We start from the raw sequence: 20,405 nt of genomic DNA, 5'->3' as shown, positions 1-20,405 counted from the left end.
CATTCGGAGCCTCTCGACTTTTGGCACCAAGCGCATATACGCAGGAATATTATCATGAAAATAATTGGGTCGCTTGATCGGAGCTGGAGCGGGAAATGAAGAGGACGACACGACGCCAAGGCACCAAGACCGCGCCGAAGGCCAACGGCTCGGTCGATGCGGCAGAAAACGCTCATGACGACGTGACTGAACGCATCCGGATCACGCTTGCCACGGCGATTGGTGAAGGCGCGCTCAAGCCCGGCGTCAAGATCCTTGAGGATGCGATCGCCGACCACTTCGGCGTGAGTCGCACGGTCGTGCGCGGCGCACTCGGCGTTCTGGAAAGCGACCATCTTCTGGAACGCAAGAAAAACCGTGGCACCTTCGTCGCCGAACCGGGCATTGAAGAGGCCAAGGCCTTGTTCGAGGCCCGTCGCAAGCTCGAGCACGTCATCCTGGAGCTTGTCCTCGACCACGCGACTGCCGATCAGTTGGACGCGCTTGAAAAGCTGACCGACGAGGAAGAACACATCCATAACCATGGTGATGAGAAGTCGAAGACGGTGCTGTCAGGCAAGTTCCATGTCGTTCTGGCGGAGCTTGGTGGCAATGCCGTCTTGACGGAGGTGTTGTCAAAGATCGTCGCGCGCCTCTCGCTCGTCATGTCTCTGTACGAGGAGGAGCGTAAAGACGACTGCGGCGCCGATCACCATCGGTTGATAGTCACAGCCCTGAAAGGGAAGGATCTCGCAAAGGCGCAGCAACTGATGGACCATCACCTTGCAGACATCGAGGGCCGCGTACGATTGACTGAGGGACAGGGTGATAGACATACATTCCTGGCCGTGCTGGAGAATTTTTCCTAATCGCGTCGTCTTGATAGGAGTCGGACTTTCGCCATTATAGTCGACCCTCCGATAGGGCTTTGAATCTCCTTTGCACGCGCTTACTCACACTGTGATGGCTGCTTTTTGCCCGAAACGGTCATTCGGGTCTCGGTCTACGAGAGCCGCGTCCATATTGCACCTTGCACACGTTTTAAATTGAGGTAGGACGCGTCTCAAGTTGCAGGAGCAGAGACATGAATTCACTAAACGGAAAAGTTGTTGTCGTTACTGGCGCTGGTCGAGGTCTGGGAGCGGCCTTTGCGCTTTCATTGGCCGATGCAGGCTGTGAGCTCGTGTTGTGTGGCCGCCGACAGTCGGACCTTCAGGAGGTCGCTGATCTGATCATGCAGAGGGGCGGTAAAAGGGCCGATATCGTTACCTTAAACCTTGCCGATACCTCTTCTGTGAATGAAGCAGCGTCTAATATCGCTGCGCTGAAGGGCCAAGTTGATATCGTCATCAATAATGGCGCGATGTGGCTCGAAAGCAGTATCGAACCTTATGCAGAGAGCGATGTTCTGGCGGTTGTGAACGCCGCAATCACTGGAACCTACCTTTTTGTGCAGGGACTTCGCCCCCTTATGCTAACGTCACCGACGCCAGATATCGTGACGATCGGTTCGATCAGCGGCTTGCCAAATGCAGCGTTGCAGTCCGTATCTGTGCCCTTCTATGCGGCCAAACGTGGACAAGTGGCACTCGCAGAGGGGCTCAGGCAGACCTTCATTGGCAGTAAATTCCGATCGATCCTAATAAATCCGCCTTACCTGGACGATGCCCGACCCGACCAACAAGATTGGCTCCATGCAAGCGGGCGCCAGAAGGGGGAGCGCGCAACCAGCCGTGACATTGTTGAAGCTGCTTCTTTCGCACTGACTAGACCCCGTCATCTATCTATGACTATCGACGTTGATGCCGACGATGGCGGCTTGTTCCCATCGACTTGACCTGTCGCCACGCTCCCGTGGTAGTCGTTTGAATTCTGGCCGACGACGTAAGCCAGCTTCGATGTCCGCTGTTGGCGGATAGTGTTGAAAAACTCCCACAGGCGGCTTTCCCTTCGGGCCCACTGAAGTAATATTGCGCTGCCACGCTCCCCAGCGCTTTAGGCGCAATTTGGTTTCAGCTTTGCTGCACCGTCAGAAAACTATACCTAACGATCCGGGCGCGGCGCGCCCTTACCGATGCTGGGGGAGTTTTTCAACAGTATCGGCGCACAGGTGACGTGTTACGCCGCTGTGAAGCGTTGCCTGCTCTAAGGCGCGTCCCGCAGCCTGGGCAGCACGCTGGCGTATGAACGGCGCCGGGCCTGAAGAGGTCCAGGCCAAAATGGGCAAGATTCTGCAGGGTGCGGAGCCACCCCGATCGGAAGACGAGGTCATTTCGTTGCTGGAGGGCGTTGGTTTCAACGAAACGCTTCGGTTTTTTGCAAGCTTGTTTTGGGGAGCATGGCTGGCCCGACACTTGGGGAACGCTAAGTGAGCGCCATAATCTGCTCGATTTGCAGACAGTTTGGATCAAAGAGACAAGTTTACTCTCAGCCATCCGGTATTGGCAAATTGTCAGCCCGAACCCTCATGGCTCAACGTAACGCCGGGGCGAAAAACGTCGTATGAGCACACTCGCGCAGCTAGAGGATAGCTTTCAGGCACACGAAGCGACAACGCGAGCGACCTGAACGAAGGCGTATATCCGGAAAAGGCCGATGCGCCGAAATACACGGTCCCGCTCGGCTCGGTGCCCTTGGCTCATGTGATAAAAATCGGCGAGGCTGCATGCAACCTCGCCGTATCTGGCCGTTGACTTGCGCGTTCTATTTACGCGTAAAATTCGGGAGCCTTCTTGAAGTTCGCCCAGGCGTCCGGGTCATGGCCGGTGACGACTGTTGCATCATGCTTTTCGGCGTAGGTGCGGAGCTTCTGAACAGAACGGACCGTGTCAACGGTCGAGGCAAGGAAGCCAGGCAAAGCCTTCTCTTCCCAGTGGTCCAGTGTGTAGGCAGCATCGATCGTCAGGAGAAGCGGTTTGCTGTTTGGCAGGCGCACCAGGAAGGACTGGTGGCCGGGCGCATGACCGGGCGTGAAAATCGTGGTGAGCGTGCCGTCGCCGTAAACGTCGTAATAATCGTCCTGCGTACCGTTGAGGAACTGCCACTTCAGACCCGGCTTGTCGAAGTCCTTGCGGATATAGCCGCCGCCAGCAAACCAGTCGGGCGTAAAGGCATACTCATATTCAGAGCGCTGCACGATGTGGGTTGCGTTGGGGAAGCGACCGATGGCGCCGGTATGATCGAGATGCAGGTGCGACTGCACAACATATTTGACATCGGCCGGATCGAAACCAAGCGCCTTGATCTGGTCAACGCAGCCCTGGTCCTTGTCCAGCACTGGCCAATAGACATCGCAGATGCCGCCCCAATGGCCACGCGGATCCGTTGCAACTTCAATCGCGTTGCCGCCGTCGATCACGGTGTGCCCAGCCGGATGGGTAATCAGGAAAAACGGAACGGGGATCTCATAGTCCGCACCGTTACCCTGGTTCATCTTGATGTTGTGTACCTTGCATTTCAGCGTACCCGACTGAAGCATGTAAAGTCTGATATCGGTCACTCGTTTTCCTCCCTTGGGACTGAAGATATTGCTGTAAGAAATGGGTCAGAATGCCTCGCGGTAGAGCGCAAGCGCATCCTCTTCGCGGACTTCGACCGGATTATTGACCAACAGCCGGCTCTGTTTCATTGCGTCGGACGCAAGCATGGCGAGCGTGTTGTCCGTCACGCCGACATCGCGCAGACGCCGCGGTGCGCCGCTCTCGTTCATTAGCGTTTCCATATGCTGAACGAACGCATCCGAACGGGTTGTCGCATCCCCTTCACCCGGAACACCCAGCACGTCGGCAAGCTCCGCATAAAGCGACGCTGCAGCCTTCGCGTTAAAGCGCAAAACCGGCCCCAGCATCAGGGCATTGGAAAGCCCGTGTGGCACGTGATAATGGCCGCCCAGCGGATAAGCGAGCGCATGGACGGCGGCCACCGGTGAGTTGGCGAAAGCCTGACCTGCCAATGTCGCACCCAACAGCATGCCTTCACGGGCTTTCCGGTCGGCCCCGTTCCTGCAGGCGGCGATCAGGTTTGCACCGAGCAGCCGCAATGCCTCGCGCGCCAGAGCATCTGACAGCGGGTTCTTCTTGTGTTTGCTGGTATAAGCCTCGATGGCATGCACCATGGCATCGATACCGGTGGCAGCCGTATGGACCTGCGGCAGTCCCACCGTCAGTTCAGCATCCAGAAGAACGAAATCAGCGTAAAGCTGCGGGGAAACGACCCCCATCTTGGTGGTTTCGCCCGTGGTGATGATCGAGATGTTTGTGACTTCCGAACCTGTACCGGCCGTGGTCGGCACCAGCACGAGCGGCAGGCGTGATCCCTTTACGTTGCCGATACCGTACATGTCGGCAAGCGTCTGGTCGGAAATCAGAAGGACAGCCACGAGCTTGGCGATGTCGAGCGATGAGCCCCCGCCAAGACCGATGACGATATCGACTCCGATCTGCCTTGCGGACTCGACGCAGTCGGCAACGATGTGCTCTGGCGGATCAGCAACGACCTTGTCGAAGATCGTGACGTTAAAGCCGCTCGCCGCAAGAGCGTCAGCAATCGGCTTGATGAGGCCGGCCTTGATGAGACCTGCATCGGTAATCAGCAGCGCCTTGCGCGCCTGAAACCTGCCGGAGAGAATCTCTCCAAGACGCTGGGCGCCACCCCAGGCAACCTGCATGGAGGGAACGGTGCGGAATTCGAAAGGGTTGATGGTCATCTGATCCTCCCAGCGTGATCTCAGCCGATGGCCGAGCACAGGTATTTGATTTCAAGATATTCATCGATGCCGTAGTGCGAGCCTTCGCGGCCCAAGCCGGACTGCTTCACGCCACCGAATGGTGCGACTTCGTTGGAGATGAGGCCTGTATTGTGGCCCACCATGCCGTATTCGAGCGCTTCTGCGACACGCCATGTCCGGCGGACATTCTCGGTGTAGAAATAGGCCGCCAGACCAAATTCGGTGTCGTTCGCCATGGCGACCGCTTCGTCTTCCGTCCCGAACCTAAAGAGCGGGGCGACGGGTCCAAAGGTCTCCTCACGGGCAACCTTCATGGCCTGGGTTGCACCGGTCAGAACCGTTGGTTCGTAAAACGTGCCTCCAAGAGCATGGCGCTTTCCGCCGGTGACGATCGTTGCTCCCTTGCCAAGGGCATCAGCAACGTGATCCTCGACCTTTGCCACGGCATCCTGGTCGATCAGTGGACCGATCAGAACACCAGGTTCGGTGCCCTCACCGACGGACAGGCTTTCGACCCTTTTGACCAGCTTTTCCGCGAATGCGTCGTAAACACCATCCTGGACATAGATCCGGTTGGAGCACACGCAGGTCTGTCCGGCATTGCGGTATTTCGAAACGATCGCGCCCTCAACGGCCGCATCCAGATCGGCATCATCAAAGACGATGAAAGGCGCATTGCCACCAAGTTCCAGCGACAGTTTCTTGATCGTCGGGGCCGATTGCGCCATCAGCAGACGACCGACTTCGGTCGATCCGGTAAAGGAGATCTTTCGCACCGTGTCGCTTTCGGTAAATACCTTGCCGATATCGCGTGCGGCGCCCGTCACCACCTGGAAGACACCGGCGGGAACGCCCGCTTCTTCGGCGAGAACACCCAGAGCAAGTGCGGTGAGAGGGGTCTGCTCAGCCGGTTTGACGATCATCGTGCAGCCTGCGGCAAGTGCCGGGGCCGCCTTGCGGGTGATCATCGCGGCCGGGAAGTTCCATGGCGTGATCGCGGCGCAGACACCGATCGGCTGCTTCAGGATGGTAATGCGCTTGTCCGTGGTCGGCGAAGGAATGGTATCGCCATAAACACGTTTGGCTTCCTCCGCGAACCATTCCACGAAAGATGCCGCATAAAGGGCTTCGCCCCTTGCTTCCGCAAACGGCTTTCCCTGCTCCGCAGTCATCAACGCACCAAGATCGTCAGCGTTCGCCACCATGAGATCAAACCATCGACGCAATATGGCAGCGCGGTCCTTCGCAGCACGGCGGCTCCACTCGGAAAATGCCTTGCCTGCTGACTCGACTGCAGCTTCAACCTCATCTGCCGACAATGAAGGAACGTGACCGATGATCATCGAGTTGGCGGGATTTTCGACCGCAATCGTCTTGCCATCCGCAGCTTTCAGCCAGCGACCATTCACCAGGCAGGCATCACGTAACAGCGCCGCATTTTTTAGCTTGATCATCGACCTCTCCCGCACTAAAGTTCAACTAATTGAACTTGAATCATTAGAGTGAACTATGGGCCAAAGGGGCCAAGTGTGTCAAGGAAGGTGCATGGCTGAAGATCAACAATCGTCGCAAATATCAGACACTGTACCGGCACTCAGACGCGCCGTGCGTATTCTGGATCTTGTGGCAGGTTCGCCGCGGGACCTTACAGCCGCCGAGCTGACACGATTTCTGGATTTGCCCAAAAGCAGCGCGCATGGCTTGCTTGCGGTGATGACTGAGCTTGATCTTCTGGCGCGATCTGCCGATGGAACCCTGCGTATTGGACCCCACTCGCTCAGATGGGCGAATGGTTTTCTATCGCACCTCGATATCGTATCGACATTCAACGACCATCTCGCCCAGCGCCACGACCTCGATCCCTACACGGTGACCCTCACCGTCCGCGAGGGTGGCGAAGTCGTTTACATCGGCTGTCGCAACTCGGCCCAGCCGCTTGGACACACGTTTCGGATCGGTATGCGTCTGCCGGCGCCATTCACGGCCACCGGGAAGATCCTCCTGTCCGATCTCGGGGCCGGTGAATTGAGGATGCTGTTCTCTCAGTTTCCACAGCCTCTGACATCAAGGAGCGTTGCTGGCCTTTCGCAGCTTGAAGAGGAACTGGCTTTGACGCGCGCTCGCGGCTACTCCATCGACGATGGTCAGATCCGCGAAGGTATGCTTTGCATTGGCGCAGCGATACGCGATTACTCGGGAGCCGCATCTGCCGGCATTGCAATCAGTCTGATCCGCAGCGAAGCCAGCGACGAAAAAATCGCTAGCCTTGGTGAGGAGCTTCGCACCACTGCCAACGCGCTTTCTGAAAAGCTTGGGTACCGATCGCAGAAAGACTAGTCGTAACCCGTAGCGGTATAGACGATGCCGACCAGCCCAGCTCTGCTGTATGCGCCAGTGCACCGATACCCTAGGTAGCCCCTGTCCCGAGTACGGCTGCGCCGAGCGCAGTTCCGGTCGAGAACATAAAAAACATCATCGATGTATTGAGCACCAAGGGAAAAGACTTCGGTCCGCAGATGCACGATCCACCGCGTTGCCTTGTTCCTAACTGGGACGAAGCCGAACAATGGGTTGTCATCACATGACGGCTACTTCGGAGCGTGTCCGGGGTGTCGCGCCTACCCGAATAAGACGGCGTCTGTAAGCTCAGGCACCGTTCCAGCCGATATCTCGTCTGGGACAGTGGGACAGGCTAATATCCGGTCATCTCCAGATAACCTTGTCCTGAGGTGCTTCCATCAAACTCTATTGGCCCCTCCCAGTAGGGGGTTGACGTCGCCATCCAGGCTTTCTCGTTTAGCGGCTTCGTCTTTATGTCGAGGCTACGGCTGGGTATCTTCACGCTCCATTCGACCGGAATGCTCTTTCCGTTGATATCCGCGGTCCGCAACGGACTGAGCAAAACGTCGTCCGGATCGACGGGAGACGGCCTTCCATCGGCGGAAATCCAGTTGGCGGAGATGTAGCCGCTTTTGTCGTCACGCAGACGGAAGGCCATGAGTTTTTCGCCGGATTCAAGGTGAAGGGAAAACCAGTCCCATCCCGTCTGGCTCGAGGCTAGCGGTTGCGACGACCATTCCCGATCGAGCCACGCCTCGCCCGTTACCTCATGGGTTTCACCATCAAGAAAGACGCTGCCGCTGACACGGTAGAATGGCTGGGAGTAATAATAGCTTGCCTGGCCCTCTGCCGATTTAACCGAGTAGCCGTTGTCGCCCTGACGCACCAAAGGCCCGTGGGCCTGAAGTTTCAGACGATATCGGAAGCTCTCGCCATTGGCGTTCAAATCGATCTGATCGAGGTCGTCCCGTGCATTGCCGGTTCCTGCCTTCATTTGCCAATTGTCAATCCAGGCGTCGAAGGGTTCGCCTTTGACCCCCGCCTGTCCCACGCCTCCCCGCGCCAGCCGTTCGGCAACATGGTGACGGCTGGCAGTCGTCACGGCTGCGTGACCAATCCAAATTTGAGGGTCGGACCATCCGGGGCGCTCGACAGGTTCAAGTGCAGAACGAAAGAGTGTCCATTGGACGCCCATGCGCTGTCCATCGGCCGTCTGCAGATTTGCAGTGACGTACCACCACTCGATCCTGAAACCGGGATGCGGCTTGTGGTCTTTTGGAAAGACGAGTTCAACGCCGCGTGTGGGAATGCTGAAGCCTTCGGCATTTGACCCGAGGCCCGCAAAGCCTTGCCCTATGACCGGCGTGGGCAAGGAAGTGCATGAAGCACAAAGGAGCAGGAGGACGGCTTTAGCGTTCACTGGCGAATATCCTCAAAAGATCGGCCGGCGCGGTTTTAGCAAGCCGTCGAACAGGGATCAGGACCGAAATGATGGCGGCGAGCAGGGCAACAAGACCCAGCCTCAGCCAGTCCAGCGGAAACAGGATCAGCGGCAGTCGCCATCCAAAAGCCTCCACATTGATGATTGCCAGCAAAACCCAGGCCAGTCCCAGCCCGACAGGAATGGCGGCAATGAATGTCACAAGCCATAACGCAAGAGTTCGCAGCACCTCCAGCATCGCAAGGTCGCGGCGACGAAGTCCAAGTGCCCAGACAGGAGCAAGCTGCGGCAATCGAAGCGAAGCGAGCGTAAGCTGGCTCGAAAACATGGCAAAACCCGCCACCGCGAGCGTGAGCACATTAAGCGCGCCGGTGACCGCAAACGTCTGTTCGAAGATTGCAGCAGACTGCCGTTTCAACGAGGCCTGGTCTACAATATTGGCTTCGGGCAGGCCGAACTCCGTCATGAGGCGTTGTCTGAAGCCCGCAACATCCTCTGGCTCCATGCGAAGGCCGTATCTCAGCTTTTCAATGTCCGGGTAGTGCTGGACGAGGGCATCAAGACCAATGATGATCTCGCCCCTCGGATTGCCATAGTCGGAAAACACCCCGACGACCCGGGCTTTCCAGCCACTTGGCATTTCTATCTCTGCGCCGGGCGACGCCTTTCCTGACCTCCAGAACTGTTCGTTGACCAGTGCACCCTTCCCGCTCGCAATCTCGTCCCATGTTGCGGGCGCACCCGAAATCAACGGCCAATGATCCCTGTATGTCGCATCGTCAGCGACGCCGAAGATGCGGACGTCCTGCCCCGAAATTTCCCCTTCCGTACTCCAGATGGGTAGAACCGCCCTTGCGTGGTGGGGAAACCACTGCCGCAAACGCGCAGCTTCAGCCTCGTCACGGGCCGTCACATAGACCTCTGCGGCCAGGCGCTGATCGAGCCATCCCACAAAGGTTTGCCTGAAGCTTGAGACCATGGTGCCGACCCCGATATTGGCCGACAAAGCGAGCAGCAATGCCATCAGCGCCAGGGAAAGACCCGGCAGTTGCTGGCGCGTATCGGCGAAAAACCAGCGGGTCAGTCCGTGTCCGGAGATGTGTTCGGCCACTCTCATGCCCAGTGCCAGCAAGGTTGGAAGAATGAGTGCAGCGCCCAGAAGAAGCGCTGCAAGCACTGCGAAACCTGAAATGAGCCCGCCGCCCAGCAGGACAAGCGAGCCAGATACAAAAAGCAGAACCAACCCGGAGGCCGCCTGATGGAGGAGGCTTTTCGTGGACACCATCGCCCACGCCCTGCCCTGTGCCGTGGACAGTATCGGCATCCGCCAGACGCGGAGGAGATGTTGGAGCGAGGAGAGCCCGGTCCCCACCAGCGCCATTGCAAGGCCGGCGATCCACCATTCAGGGCGCAGCGAGAGTGAACCGGCAACACTGGCCCCGTAAAGGCCGCGCAGGGTCGCGGCCACGCCCGGCAACAGAGCCGATGCGACCACGTATCCGACAACAATGCCGAGCGCTCCCGATACCAGTGCAAAGAGCGCGGTTTCGATAACCAGCATCACGGTTAAGGAGCGAAGCGAGACCCCGAGCGACCGCATGGTCCTGAACGATCCACGCCGTTGCTCGAACGACAGGCCCGTTGCGGAATACACGATGAAGAGACCGACAACGAAGGCAAGAAAACCAAAAGCCGTCAGGTTGAGATGAAAACTGTCCGTGAGGCTTGCGACATCGGGCCTGCTTTGTGCCTGTTCGAGTGAAAGTTCAGGGGCTATGTTTCCGATCGTCGGAAGATCGGGGTCTTGCGATGGCGAAACGATAAGCCGGCTCAGTTCACCATTGCGTTTCAACATGCGGTCAGCCGTGGAAATATCGACAAATGCTGCGCCGTCGGGGAGATCCGCTCGTGCCTTAATGGTAAGGCCAGAGGTATCTTTCAATGTGGCAGCCGTTGCAGCAGAAACGATCATCTGTCCGGGCGTCTGAATGAATTCCACCAGCCCGGACGGATCAGATGGTGCAGGCACCATTCCGTCCGACGGCATGGTCAGGGGGTCGATGCCGATAAGCCTGATACGCGTCGTACCAAACCTGTAATCGCCTTCAATGATCGGAGAGACGTGCAAACCCGCCCTTCGAAGCCGGGCATATGTTTGCGAGGAAATTCTGCCGCCGTCCTTTGCCACCAGTTGATCCAGCTGGTTTTGCGCCAGGACCGAGGCCGCCCGGACATAACTTGCTCTGGCTTCGGCATTGATTGCCTGGACCGCGCACCAGAGGCCGGTTGCAAGCGTGACGCCGACAATGAGGGTGAGAAGCTGAAGCGGTCGGTAGCGCCAGTGTGAGAGCAGCGCCCGGAAGGCGGTCCAGTTCATTGCGAAACCTTCCCGCCACTCAGCGCGATACGCCGATCGAGTTTTACCGCCAGCCGGCTGGAATGGGTCACCAGGAGGAGTGTGATCTGCGCGGACTTTGTCAGTCTCAACATAATATCGATGACGATATCAGCCGTCGCCTCGTCGAGATTACCTGTCGGCTCATCGGCAAGAATGAGGGGCGGTCTTGCCGCAAGCGTACGTCCGATCGCCACCCTTTGCTGCTGACCGCCGGAGAGCTGTTCGGGATAGCGTGCAAGCAGCTCTCCGATCCCCAGCGCCTCGACCAGGCTTTTTTGCCAGACCGGGTCGAAACGGCCCGCCAGCCGGGCGTGAAACGAGATATTAGATCCGACATCGAGGCTCGGAATGAGATTGAACTGCTGGAAGATTAAGCCCACCTCCCGGCGTCGGAAGCTCGCTCGACCGGCCTCGTCGAGATCGGTTATTTTCCGCCCCCCCACCGTGATGATGCCACTGTCGGGCAAATCAAGGCCGCCGGCCAGATGCAAAAGCGTACTCTTTCCGCTGCCGGATTCCCCCGTCAGGGCAAGACTTTCGCCGGCTTCAAGTGAAAGGTCGACGCCGTTCAGGACCGGGATAATGCCTTCGGCTGTCTGGTAGGATTTCTTGATACCGGAAAGTGAAAGGACCATGGCTCTTCGATCTCTGCTTCGTCCTATATGGACCGATATGCTGGCGGATCTCAACCGGTTTAGATACCGATATTCGACGCGCAGCCTAAACGACCGCACCGTTTCTGCCTGTAAAGTCGCCCTCCCCTCTGGCGTCTCCCCCCTCCCGTTCCGAGCGTGAGATGGCACCCGACACAAAAAACACTCGCCGTAGCCTTCCGACAGTCATGGCGGCTCCAGGGGGCTGGATTGACCGACGAACTACATGATCAACGTGACGGTTTATGTCGCGGCCCCTTAGATCATTTCTGAGCCGGGCAAAAGTGAGCGGCGTGGCGCTGAAGGTTGCCGAGGCAAAATCTTCTCAAAACTTGGGAGTATCCATGTCAGTCGCGGGCATCCGATTACTTTGGCTCACATGACAGGCGCATACAGGCTTCACCCTGTTGAAGAATTGTCCTATGCTGTGGAAACATGACAGGCGGTGTGCATCCGGACGGCGAGGGTCGCCAAGGTAGTGTCCGGCCACAAGCAACTTCTAAACTCGGCCGGACTCTCATTGGAGAGTCGTCATGTCGGAACAATCTTTTGCAACGCCGTCCTTGCCGTTCGTACGTGTAGAAACCTGCGACGGAATACACGCCGCTGTCGCCTTTGAGGTGATGCGTGATCACTATGGGGTTTATGCTGCGACAGCCGCGGCATGGTGCGCCATAGAAGCACGTGGCGACGGTAAGGATGACCATTATCGTTTCTGGTTTGGTCTTTTTTGCGATCTTCGCAAGGCGTCCCCGGTCTTCTCTCTTCAGTTGCCACCAGCCTTCAACATTCCAGGAATTTCTGAGCGCTCCGGAATTCCGTCCGCGGAGAACAGGTGTGACTGCCTCTCGGTGCTGCTCAAATCCCGGCATATCGGAAACGCAATTATTCACGAAATACGATCAATAATAAAAAACTAATATTGGATTTGGCGCGGCAGCGTAGCCAATGTCTGCCAGCAAATTGCGGAAAATCAATCCATTACGAGGGCGAACGATGAAGCGTGGAATCCTGTTTGTTACATTTGTAGCTGCAACCGGCCTGGTCAGATCTGCAGACGCAGAGCAGTTGATCGTCAACAGCTACGGTGGACCTTACGAAGATATCATCCGGGACCGGATCATCGAGCCCTTCGAAAAAGAATTCGGCGTGAAGGTTATCTACGACGCGGTTGGATCCGCGTCGCAAGACTTTGCGAAAATCAAGGCGACGCGTGGACGACCGGGCTTCGATGTCGTCGTCATGACTGCCTCGCAGTCGCTTGATGGCTGCCGCGATGGGCTTCTGGAGAAGTTTTCGCCGGAAACCGTACCCAATATTGCGAAACTCAACCCTGAAATCAGCAGGATCGCCGGCCCCTGCGGTGCTGTCCACGAAATTCAGTACCTGTCGCTTCTGTGGCGTAGTGACAAGCTCAAATCCACACCAACCTCCTGGTCGGCATTTTTCAGCGAGGAACTGAAGGGCAAGGTTATCCTTCCAACGTTCCAGAACATCATGGCTGCCTATCTCATGGAGATCATGTCGGTTGCAAACGGTGGCGATCTTATCGACAACGTCGATCCCGGCTTCGAGGCGATGGGCAAACTTGCAAAACAATCGATCGGCTTCGAACAGTCTTCCTCAATCATGGAGAATTACATGAAAGAAGGCCAAGTCTGGGCCATGCCATTCTGGAACGGGCGTGCGCAGCTGCTCGTCGACAGCGGTTTGCCGGTTGATTACGTAAGGCCCACGGAAGGGACGATCCCGCTCGTTGCGACCTTGAATGTGCCGATTGGCGCCCGCAATAAAGAAATGGCGAACAAATTCGTCAATTTCTTTCTCGAGAAATCCAGCCAGGAGGCGTGGGTCACGGGCTACAATGTCGGCAGCGCCCGCACTGATATCGATGTTCCCGATGACGTCCGCGCCCGTCAGATCACCACCGAAGACGATCTGAAGACCCTTCTTCTCCCTGATCTTTCCACCGTCGCAGCCAAACTGCCGGAATGGGGAGCTCGCTGGGAGCGTGAAGTGATCGCGGCAGCGAGATAAGGGAGGGCACAATGACAACGCTGGAACTCCTGTCGCCACTTGAACCTGCGCGACGCCGGGCCTTTACGCTGCGGCCCTATCTTTCTCTAGTGCCCCCTGCAACGGTACTTTTGATCTTCTTTGCTGTGCCAATGGGCATGATGGTCGGGATGAGCTTTCAAGGAGCCGATGATGAGGCATGGACAACAGCCAACTATCAGCGGTTTTTTTCCGACGATCTGATGCTGGCTGGTCTTGGCCGGACGATGCTTATGTCCGGTCTGGTTGCCATTTGCGTGACCGTTATGGCCTATCCGCTCGCATATTACCTGGCACGTTCGACGTCACGCTGGCGCACAGTCGTGTTTGCACTTGCGATTGCGCCCGAACTTGCCGGTGTTGTGCTGCGCACTTACGGCTGGCTGGTAATCCTGGAGGACCACGGCTTTGTGAACTCGATGCTGATATGGGCAGGGTTGATCTCTGACCCACTGCCACTGTCGAGAAGCATGTTCGGCGTCGTCGCTGGTCTGACGCATGTCGTTCTGCCCTTCGGGGTTCTTTCCTTGCTGACAAGCCTGCAAGGCATCAATCCCAATCTCGAAAAGGCCGCGCAAGTCCTGGGGGCCTCGCGTCCGGCCGTCCTCCGCCATATCGTTTTGCCGCTTTCCATTCCAGGCATCGTCAGCTCGTTGCTCATCGCTTTCACGATGGCTGCTAGTGCCTATGCGACCCCGGCACTCCTCGGCGGTGCGGGCTTCAAGGTACTCGCAACGATGGTCTACGAGCAGGTCCTTTTCTACATCGACTGGCCGTTCGCTGCGGTGATGGCGAATGTGTTGCTGGCGGCAATGCTTGTCGCAGTCTTCATTGGCTCTCGCATTGAAGCGCGCCTCCATAACAAGCTGCATCTCTAGGAGAATGACGTGAACCGGTTTTTGTCGATTACCTTCAAGACTTCGCTGGCGCTCATCCTTGCATTCATCACGCTCCCGCTCCTGGTCGTGCTGGTGGCATCCGTGAGCCCGACCGCAAAGATCGTTTTTGCACCATCGCTCTGGACAACGAAGTGGTATGGCGCGCTCTTGACCAGCCGCTGGATCGACCCATTTTTGCTCAGCGTCGAGCTCGCGCTGATTGTAACGGTTCTCAGCGGACTGTTTGGGCTTCTGGCAGCCTTCGCGGTCGCCTACGAAAAATGCCCGGGCCATGCCGCTATCATGTCATTCCTGTTGTCTCCGCTTTCCGTCCCGCAGATCGTCAAGGGGGTGGCAATCGTGCTGTTCCTTTCCTCGACCGGGTTTTATGGTCTTCTCGGAACGCCCGGCCTGATCATCGCACACGTCATACTCACCTTGCCATTCGTTGTGCGGATGATCGCAGGTGCAATGTTCAATTTCGACAAACGGCTTGATCTTGCGGCGCGTGTTCTGGGTGCAAGCAAGCTGCAAAGGATCCGCTATATCCTGCTGCCCTTGATCAAGCCCGGCCTTTTTTCAGGAATGACCTTCGCGTTCATTCTCTCCTTCAACAACATTCCCCTGTCGGTCTTCCTCGTCCGGCCTGGCGAAACGACACTTCCCATTACCGTTATCAATCACCTTGAATACAGCCTCGATCCGGTTCTGGCGGCAGTCAACGTCACCTCCCTCTTCTTTATCCTCGCGGCCGTCTTTCTCTTCGAGCGGATCGGCGGTTTTTCGACACAGATACATGGTGGAAGCAAATGAGCACAATGGACATAGAACTGATCGCGATCACCAAGAATTACGGTGCCAACCGCGTCGTCGACAATATTGATCTTTCGATCCCGGCAGGCGAATTCGTCAGCATCCTGGGTCCGTCCGGTTGCGGCAAGACAACGACCCTGAACATGATCGCGGGCTTCTCGGATCCTTCCAGCGGAGATATCCGGATCCGGGGGCAAAGCCAGCTGGGTGTCCCCCCGGAAAAGCGCGGGATCGGACTGGTTTTTCAGAACTACGCCTTGTTCCCGCATATGACGGTTGCCGAAAATGTCGCCTTTGGCCTGAAAATGAAAGGTTGCCCAAGAGATAAAACCGAGGCCGAGGTGCAGTCGGCCTTGAAACGTGTGCATCTCGAAGGTTTCGAACAGCGATATCCCAAGGAATTATCCGGCGGTCAGCAACAACGCACTGCGCTTGCCCGAGCGATCGCGCCGAAACCGTCGCTCCTTCTTCTGGATGAGCCCTTGTCCAACCTGGACCTCAAACTGCGAGAGGCGATGCGTATTGAGCTCAAGGAAATCCAGGAGGAGCTCGGAATGACTTTCATTTATGTCACCCACGACCAGGACGAGGCAATGGCGATGTCTGACCGCATCGTGGTCATGCATGGTGGCCTTGTGGCGCAAGAGGGTAAGCCGGACGATATTTATGACCGTCCACAGTCGCGTTTTGTCGCTGATTTCATCGGGAAATCAAATCTGCTTCCGATCGTATCCCTGAGACGGGATGAAGCAGCGACGATTGCTGTTGTCGAGGGCGGTCTTGAACTGATCGTCGTGTCGCCGGAAAATCCCGATGTCGTCCGGTACTGTTGCCTGCGACCGGAAGCCGTCCGTCTCACGCCCCAGGGAACCGAATTACCCTCCCCTGCCAATACGTTCAATGGAACCGTAACCAGGATCGTCAACCTCGGGGCGTATCGTGATTGCTTCGTCACCCTGACGAACGGGACCGTTCTCAAGTCACTCGTGCGATCGACGCGGCTGCCCGATTTGAGGGTCGGTCATCCTGTCCGTCTCTCAATTGATCCCGAGGCTGTACAGCTGCTTGAAGATTAAATTGATCGTGTATTCCTATCAATGCACTGAAATTGATATTGGAGATACGAAGGTCAGTAACGCTACTCTTCCCTTGCAGAGATGGAAATTTCCAAGGAAGGAACAGGAAATGCTCAACACTCAAAGAATATCGGCCGTACAGGACGGAAGCAACGTTTGTGCCGACATCGTCGGGTTCGACTTCAACAACTATGACGAAAGGGACATTGAAGAAGTTCGCAAATACTGGCTGCACTACGGCGTTCTTCGTTTCAAGGCCGCTAACATCACTGACGAGCAGCAAGTCGCTTTCTCCCGTCACTTCGGCGAGTTCGTCATTCACCCCAAGCAGTTGCAGGAGGGTGGACATCCGACACACAAGGAAATCCTTGTTATCGCCAATACCATGAAAGACGGCAAGCCTTCCGGTGCCATGGGCAACAGCGAGGCGACCTGGCACACGGATACCTGGTTTTACGAGCGCCCGCCAGCAGGTGCAATCTTGCGTGCGGTGGAGGTGCCGGCGGAAGGTGGGGACACCTACTTTCTCTCCACCTATCGCGCCTACGATGCATTGCCGGAAGAGTTTCGCAAGGCAATCGATGGCAGGCAGATATTCTTCCAGAACGTCTACGACAAAACCGGGAAATTGCGGCTTGGCAAGGTGAAGCCTGCCAGCAAGGATTTCCGGGAATGGAACGGTATTGTCCATCCGCTGGTGCGCACTCACGCGGAAACCGGTCGCAAGGCGCTTTATCTTGGTGGAACGGCTGAAGGTGCATGGATCGTCGGGATGCCACTTGATGAAAGCGATGACCTGCTGAAGCGCCTGTGGCAGCACACGACCGAAACAAGCGAGGTTTTTGTCCAGAAGTGGACGAGAGGCGACATCATGATGTGGGACAATCGTTGCACCATGCATCGCCGGGATTCTTTTGATCCCAACACGATCCGGATCATGCACCGGACCACGACCTCCGGCGAACGTCCGGTCTGATCGTCTCAAGCTTAAGAAAAGCGACCTTAATCATGCAAGAGTACCGGATAGAAAAGGGAGGGGCTCCCCTTCCAACGGACCTTTGTGTCCTGCTGCAGGATGTTGAAACTGCAACGATCGGACACACCGAGCATTTTGGCTTTCTCAACACCGGCATCCGTCCGGTCCTTCCTGCGAAGGTCATCGGGCAGGCATTGACCGTCGCGGCACCAGGCCGCGACGGAGTGATCATCTATAAGGCGATCGACCTCATCAGGCCCGGCGATATTCTCGTTATCGCGCGGGTTGATGGGGACGATATCGCCTGTGTCGGCGGCGGCGTCGCGACAGCGGCAAAAGCGCGTGGCGCTGCTGCAATTATCGTGGACGGACCATGCACTGATGTCGAGGAAATCGTCGCGTCAGGCCTGCCGGTCTGGTGTTGCGGAGTTTCGGCAAAAACGACGAACCGGGCATTCCGCACTGGTGGCTACATCAATGTTCCCGTCGCCTGCGCCGGCACCGCGGTGCTTCCCGGTTTCGCGGTCCTCGCAGACACTTCCGGGATCTTCGTCGCAGACCGTTCACGGATGCGCAGCCTGGCTGAGGCGGCGCTGAAGCGTCAAGAACGGTCCGCTCGGCTGCGTGCCCATCTTGCGGCAGGCCATTCAATCTTCGCGTACGATGAGGGGCAATCCCAATGAAAATATCGCTCATTCAAATGAACTCTCAGTCGGACCGCAGGGCAAATTTGCGTCAGGCGCAGGCTTTGATGCTCAAGGCCGTCAAGGAGGAGGTGCCGGATCTGATAGTCCTGCCGGAACATTTCGATTGGTCAGGCGGTACCGCCGCGGAAAAGCTGGCGGCGGCAGACTATATGCCCGGTGGTGCAGCTTACCGGATGGCGCAGGAATTTGCTTGCCGGCACGGATTATGGCTCCATGCCGGCAGCATGCTCGAGCGTGTTCCCGGGGAAGAGCGAATATACAACACCACCGTTGTGTTCGATCCCGAAGGCAGGGAAGTCGGCCGCTATCGCAAGATTCATCTTTTCGACATCGTGGCTCCCGACGGCAAGGCCTATCGCGAGTCCGTCACGGTCGCACCAGGGCACGACCTTTTTGTCTACGAGGCTGGCGGCTTCCGGATCGGAGCCGCCATCTGCTACGACCTCCGGTTTTCCCGCCTGTTCGATCAACTTGCCGAGAACAAGGTGGATCTGGTCATTCTGCCGGCTGCCTTCACGATGCAGACCGGAAAGGATCATTGGGAGGTCCTTTGCAGGGCACGCGCCATCGAGTTCCAGGTCTATTTCGCCGCGTGCGGCCAATGGGGCAGTTACCTTGCCGCCGGCGGCGAGACCCGGCAGTGTTTCGGCAACTCTCTGGTTTGCGATCCGTGGGGACAAGTCATCGCCCGCGCCTCGGATGGAACCGGCATTGCAACGGCACGGCTGGACAGCCAACGAATAAATGATGTGCGCCGGCTTATTCCGATGGAGCGCCATCGTCAGCAGTTTCCAAGCGCAGCATCTCGGGCAGGTCTTGCTGAAACGCCGTCACCAACAGCTCAACATCTAGTAGTCGAAAATGCTGCCTGCGACGGGCTATGTTCGACTTGCCGCAGCAAGACAGACCTGGCTGCCTCGTGTGAATAGTCGAGAGAGCGCCATGACGACCCCCGCAACGCAGACCCTTGCCGAATGCCTCGTGAATGCGTGTTTTGAGAACCTTCCGCCGGACGTGGTAGAGAAAGCAAAGCTCTGCCTGATGGACTCGGTCGGATGCTTTTTCGGCGGTCACCAAACCCCGGTCGCGCCGGGCCTGGAACGGCTTTCGGCTGACATCGCCGGAGGTTCCGCTTACCCTCCCCGTCCAGATCCCGCCTGGCACGCATTTCAGTACGCGACTCTGGCCAACGCCCTTGACCTCGATGACATCTACTGGAAGGGGCATCCTGGGGCGACAGTGGTTGCTGCCGCTCTCGCGGTTGCCAACCGGTCGCGCTCCACAGGGCGCGACCTGATTGCTGCAATCGTCGCCGGTTACGAAGTGGGATGCCGCATCGGCATGTCGCTCCGCCACAACAGACCGCGCAAGACCGTCCATGGCCATGGCACCTGGCAAATATTCGGCGCAGCCGCCGCGTCGGCGAAACTGCTGAAACTCGATCATAAGCAAGCGGCCCATGCCCTGGCAATCGCGGCTGTCAATGCGCCTGTGGCGTCGGTCATGAAGACCGTTTACGGGGCCGCACCGACAATGGCGAAAAACAATTTTGCGACCGCAGCAATGGGTGGCGTCAACGCAGCCTTTCTTGCTCGTGCCGGATTTGAAGGGCCTCTTGACGTTTTCGAAGGAGACACCGGTTTCTGGCGGATGGCGGGAGCCGATGGCGTCGACCTGTCGCAGCTGAAAATCGGGCCCGGTATTCGCTACGAAATACAAGACGTCGGCTTCAAGGCGTTTAGCTGCTGCAGGATCATTCAAAGCAGCGTCGAAGCTGCCGTTGAGGCATTCGCCGTCGCGGCTGTTCACGGCAACGGTCATGACGTCAGGGAAGTTAAGGTCTTCGCCTCCGAGATCGTCTGCCGTCCCCCGTTCAATGATCCCAAACCCCGCGACATCTGGGCGGCCCAGTTCAGCGCACCTTTTTCAATCGCCATGGGCGTGCTCGGACACGCTGCCGGTCCGGAATGGTTCGAGCCTTCCCGGTTCCTGGATCAAACAGTGCGCGAGCTGACGTCAAAAATCCGGCTCTTTCCTCTGAGACCCACGGATCGATTGAGCCATCATCACGGGGCAAAGGTCCGTCTTCACCTGCTCGACGGCCGCGTGGTGGAGGCCAATGTCGAGGTTGCAAAGGGCGATGCTGCCAATCCACTTTCGCCTTCGTTTCTGGAGAAGAAGTTTTTGCGCCTGTCGGCGGGGCGTTTGCATGGGAACGCAAAACTGGAAATGCTGCAGTTCCTCAAGCAGCTCGAGTTGAAAGACGACCTGCTGTTTCTGCTGGACACGATCCGCACACCACGAGGCGTGCCTCAGGCCATGGACAGTCCTATGTAACCGGAATGAATATTGTCGCATAAATG

The 20,405-nt window shown here is 57.3% G+C and carries 18 protein-coding genes and 1 pseudogene; 13 read left to right on the top strand and 6 right to left on the bottom strand.

Annotated features, from left to right (window positions below):
- Positions 1-95 precede the first annotated feature (95 nt).
- The 3 genes and pseudogenes from G6L97_RS24795 to G6L97_RS24785 form a co-directional block, all read left to right on the top strand.
- Positions 96-848, top strand: a complete 753-nt coding sequence (locus G6L97_RS24795; protein WP_013637385.1) for a GntR family transcriptional regulator — start codon at positions 96-98, stop codon at positions 846-848.
- A gap of 215 nt (positions 849-1,063) precedes the next feature.
- Entirely contained in the window at positions 1,064-1,816 is a 753-nt protein-coding gene (locus G6L97_RS24790; RefSeq protein ID WP_174004075.1) for an SDR family oxidoreductase, read from the top strand.
- Between the two features lie 322 nt (positions 1,817-2,138).
- Positions 2,139-2,351 (top strand): annotated as a pseudogene (locus G6L97_RS24785) (class I SAM-dependent methyltransferase); the annotation flags it as partial.
- A gap of 335 nt (positions 2,352-2,686) precedes the next feature.
- Here G6L97_RS24785 and attM read toward each other — a convergent pair.
- The 3 genes from attM to G6L97_RS24770 are packed head-to-tail and all read right to left on the bottom strand — an operon-like array spanning position 2,687 to position 6,159.
- Positions 2,687-3,478, bottom strand: a complete 792-nt coding sequence (gene attM, locus G6L97_RS24780; protein ID WP_003517310.1) for an AttM family quorum-quenching N-acyl homoserine lactonase — start codon at positions 3,476-3,478, stop codon at positions 2,687-2,689.
- A gap of 45 nt (positions 3,479-3,523) precedes the next feature.
- A complete protein-coding gene (locus tag G6L97_RS24775) occupies positions 3,524-4,684 on the bottom strand; it encodes an iron-containing alcohol dehydrogenase (RefSeq protein ID WP_065703118.1) in 1,161 nt (386 codons plus the stop codon).
- 20 nt (positions 4,685-4,704) lie between these two features.
- On the bottom strand, positions 4,705-6,159 hold the full coding sequence (locus G6L97_RS24770) for an NAD-dependent succinate-semialdehyde dehydrogenase (RefSeq protein ID WP_111795140.1): 1,455 nt from the start codon (positions 6,157-6,159) through the stop codon (positions 4,705-4,707).
- Between the two features lie 55 nt (positions 6,160-6,214).
- On the opposite strand from G6L97_RS24770, the gene blcR reads away from it, so the two are divergent.
- Complete coding sequence (gene blcR, locus G6L97_RS24765; protein WP_111808668.1) at positions 6,215-7,042, top strand: IclR family transcriptional regulator BlcR; 828 nt, start codon at positions 6,215-6,217, stop codon at positions 7,040-7,042.
- Positions 7,043-7,397: 355 nt separating this feature from the next.
- Here blcR and G6L97_RS24760 read toward each other — a convergent pair whose 3' ends face one another.
- From G6L97_RS24760 to G6L97_RS24750, 3 genes are read right to left on the bottom strand one after another with little or no spacing between them, the layout of a single operon-like run.
- Positions 7,398-8,465 carry a lipocalin-like domain-containing protein gene (locus G6L97_RS24760; RefSeq protein WP_174004074.1) on the bottom strand — a complete coding sequence of 356 codons (1,068 nt, stop codon included), beginning with the start codon at positions 8,463-8,465 and terminating at the stop codon, positions 7,398-7,400.
- Entirely contained in the window at positions 8,455-10,863 is a 2,409-nt protein-coding gene (locus G6L97_RS24755; protein WP_174004072.1) for an ABC transporter permease, read from the bottom strand. The genes G6L97_RS24760 and G6L97_RS24755 overlap by 11 nt, the downstream gene beginning before the upstream one ends.
- Entirely contained in the window at positions 10,860-11,519 is a 660-nt protein-coding gene (locus tag G6L97_RS24750; protein ID WP_174004070.1) for an ABC transporter ATP-binding protein, read from the bottom strand. Before G6L97_RS24750 ends, G6L97_RS24755 begins: the two co-directional genes overlap by 4 nt.
- A gap of 551 nt (positions 11,520-12,070) precedes the next feature.
- Between G6L97_RS24750 and G6L97_RS24745 the strand changes: the two genes are divergently transcribed.
- From G6L97_RS24745 to G6L97_RS24705, 9 genes are all read left to right on the top strand, one after another.
- Positions 12,071-12,457: a hypothetical protein gene (locus tag G6L97_RS24745; protein ID WP_174004067.1), complete on the top strand. Its 387-nt coding sequence runs from the start codon at positions 12,071-12,073 to the stop codon at positions 12,455-12,457.
- Between the two features lie 76 nt (positions 12,458-12,533).
- Positions 12,534-13,574, top strand: coding sequence for an ABC transporter substrate-binding protein (locus G6L97_RS24740; RefSeq protein WP_174004066.1), 1,041 nt, complete (start codon positions 12,534-12,536; stop codon positions 13,572-13,574).
- An 11-nt stretch (positions 13,575-13,585) separates the two neighbouring features.
- A complete protein-coding gene (locus G6L97_RS24735) occupies positions 13,586-14,470 on the top strand; it encodes an ABC transporter permease (protein WP_003517329.1) in 885 nt (294 codons plus the stop codon).
- A gap of 9 nt (positions 14,471-14,479) precedes the next feature.
- Positions 14,480-15,283, top strand: coding sequence for an ABC transporter permease (locus G6L97_RS24730; protein ID WP_173994819.1), 804 nt, complete (start codon positions 14,480-14,482; stop codon positions 15,281-15,283).
- Positions 15,280-16,359: an ABC transporter ATP-binding protein gene (locus G6L97_RS24725; protein WP_174004065.1), complete on the top strand. Its 1,080-nt coding sequence runs from the start codon at positions 15,280-15,282 to the stop codon at positions 16,357-16,359. The genes G6L97_RS24730 and G6L97_RS24725 overlap by 4 nt, the downstream gene beginning before the upstream one ends.
- 109 nt (positions 16,360-16,468) lie before the next feature.
- Entirely contained in the window at positions 16,469-17,335 is an 867-nt protein-coding gene (locus G6L97_RS24720) for a TauD/TfdA dioxygenase family protein (RefSeq protein ID WP_003517335.1), read from the top strand.
- A 32-nt stretch (positions 17,336-17,367) separates the two neighbouring features.
- Positions 17,368-18,018: an RraA family protein gene (locus G6L97_RS24715; protein ID WP_174004064.1), complete on the top strand. Its 651-nt coding sequence runs from the start codon at positions 17,368-17,370 to the stop codon at positions 18,016-18,018.
- Positions 18,015-18,971 (top strand): carbon-nitrogen hydrolase family protein, encoded by a 957-nt coding sequence (locus G6L97_RS24710; RefSeq protein ID WP_174004063.1) that lies wholly within the window; start codon positions 18,015-18,017, stop codon positions 18,969-18,971. The genes G6L97_RS24715 and G6L97_RS24710 overlap by 4 nt, the downstream gene beginning before the upstream one ends.
- A 13-nt stretch (positions 18,972-18,984) precedes the next feature.
- Positions 18,985-20,379: an MmgE/PrpD family protein gene (locus G6L97_RS24705; RefSeq protein WP_174004116.1), complete on the top strand. Its 1,395-nt coding sequence runs from the start codon at positions 18,985-18,987 to the stop codon at positions 20,377-20,379.
- The last annotated feature ends 26 nt before the right edge of the window (positions 20,380-20,405 follow it).

Origin of the sequence: Agrobacterium tumefaciens, assembly GCF_013318015.2 — a bacterium.
GTDB classification, from domain to species: Bacteria; Pseudomonadota; Alphaproteobacteria; order Rhizobiales; family Rhizobiaceae; genus Agrobacterium; species Agrobacterium tumefaciens.
This window is presented reverse-complemented; position numbering and strand designations above follow the sequence as displayed.

Bases quoted from the DNA above. Each gene is read 5' to 3' on its own strand.
- G6L97_RS24720 (WP_003517335.1), top strand. From the start codon at position 16,469: ATGCTCAACACTCAAAGAATATCGGCCGTACAGGACGGAAGCAACGTT.
- G6L97_RS24790 (WP_174004075.1), top strand. From the start codon at position 1,064: ATGAATTCACTAAACGGAAAAGTTGTTGTCGTTACTGGCGCTGGTCGA.
- G6L97_RS24770 (WP_111795140.1), bottom strand. From the start codon at position 6,159: ATGATCAAGCTAAAAAATGCGGCGCTGTTACGTGATGCCTGCCTGGTG.
- G6L97_RS24745 (WP_174004067.1), top strand. From the start codon at position 12,071: ATGTCGGAACAATCTTTTGCAACGCCGTCCTTGCCGTTCGTACGTGTA.
- G6L97_RS24710 (WP_174004063.1), top strand. From the start codon at position 18,015: ATGAAAATATCGCTCATTCAAATGAACTCTCAGTCGGACCGCAGGGCA.
- G6L97_RS24725 (WP_174004065.1), top strand. From the start codon at position 15,280: ATGAGCACAATGGACATAGAACTGATCGCGATCACCAAGAATTACGGT.
- G6L97_RS24740 (WP_174004066.1), top strand. From the start codon at position 12,534: ATGAAGCGTGGAATCCTGTTTGTTACATTTGTAGCTGCAACCGGCCTG.
- G6L97_RS24735 (WP_003517329.1), top strand. From the start codon at position 13,586: ATGACAACGCTGGAACTCCTGTCGCCACTTGAACCTGCGCGACGCCGG.
- G6L97_RS24750 (WP_174004070.1), bottom strand. From the start codon at position 11,519: ATGGTCCTTTCACTTTCCGGTATCAAGAAATCCTACCAGACAGCCGAA.
- G6L97_RS24705 (WP_174004116.1), top strand. From the start codon at position 18,985: ATGACGACCCCCGCAACGCAGACCCTTGCCGAATGCCTCGTGAATGCG.
- G6L97_RS24775 (WP_065703118.1), bottom strand. From the start codon at position 4,684: ATGACCATCAACCCTTTCGAATTCCGCACCGTTCCCTCCATGCAGGTT.
- G6L97_RS24795 (WP_013637385.1), top strand. From the start codon at position 96: ATGAAGAGGACGACACGACGCCAAGGCACCAAGACCGCGCCGAAGGCC.
- blcR (WP_111808668.1), top strand. From the start codon at position 6,215: ATGGGCCAAAGGGGCCAAGTGTGTCAAGGAAGGTGCATGGCTGAAGAT.
- G6L97_RS24755 (WP_174004072.1), bottom strand. From the start codon at position 10,863: ATGAACTGGACCGCCTTCCGGGCGCTGCTCTCACACTGGCGCTACCGA.
- G6L97_RS24715 (WP_174004064.1), top strand. From the start codon at position 17,368: ATGCAAGAGTACCGGATAGAAAAGGGAGGGGCTCCCCTTCCAACGGAC.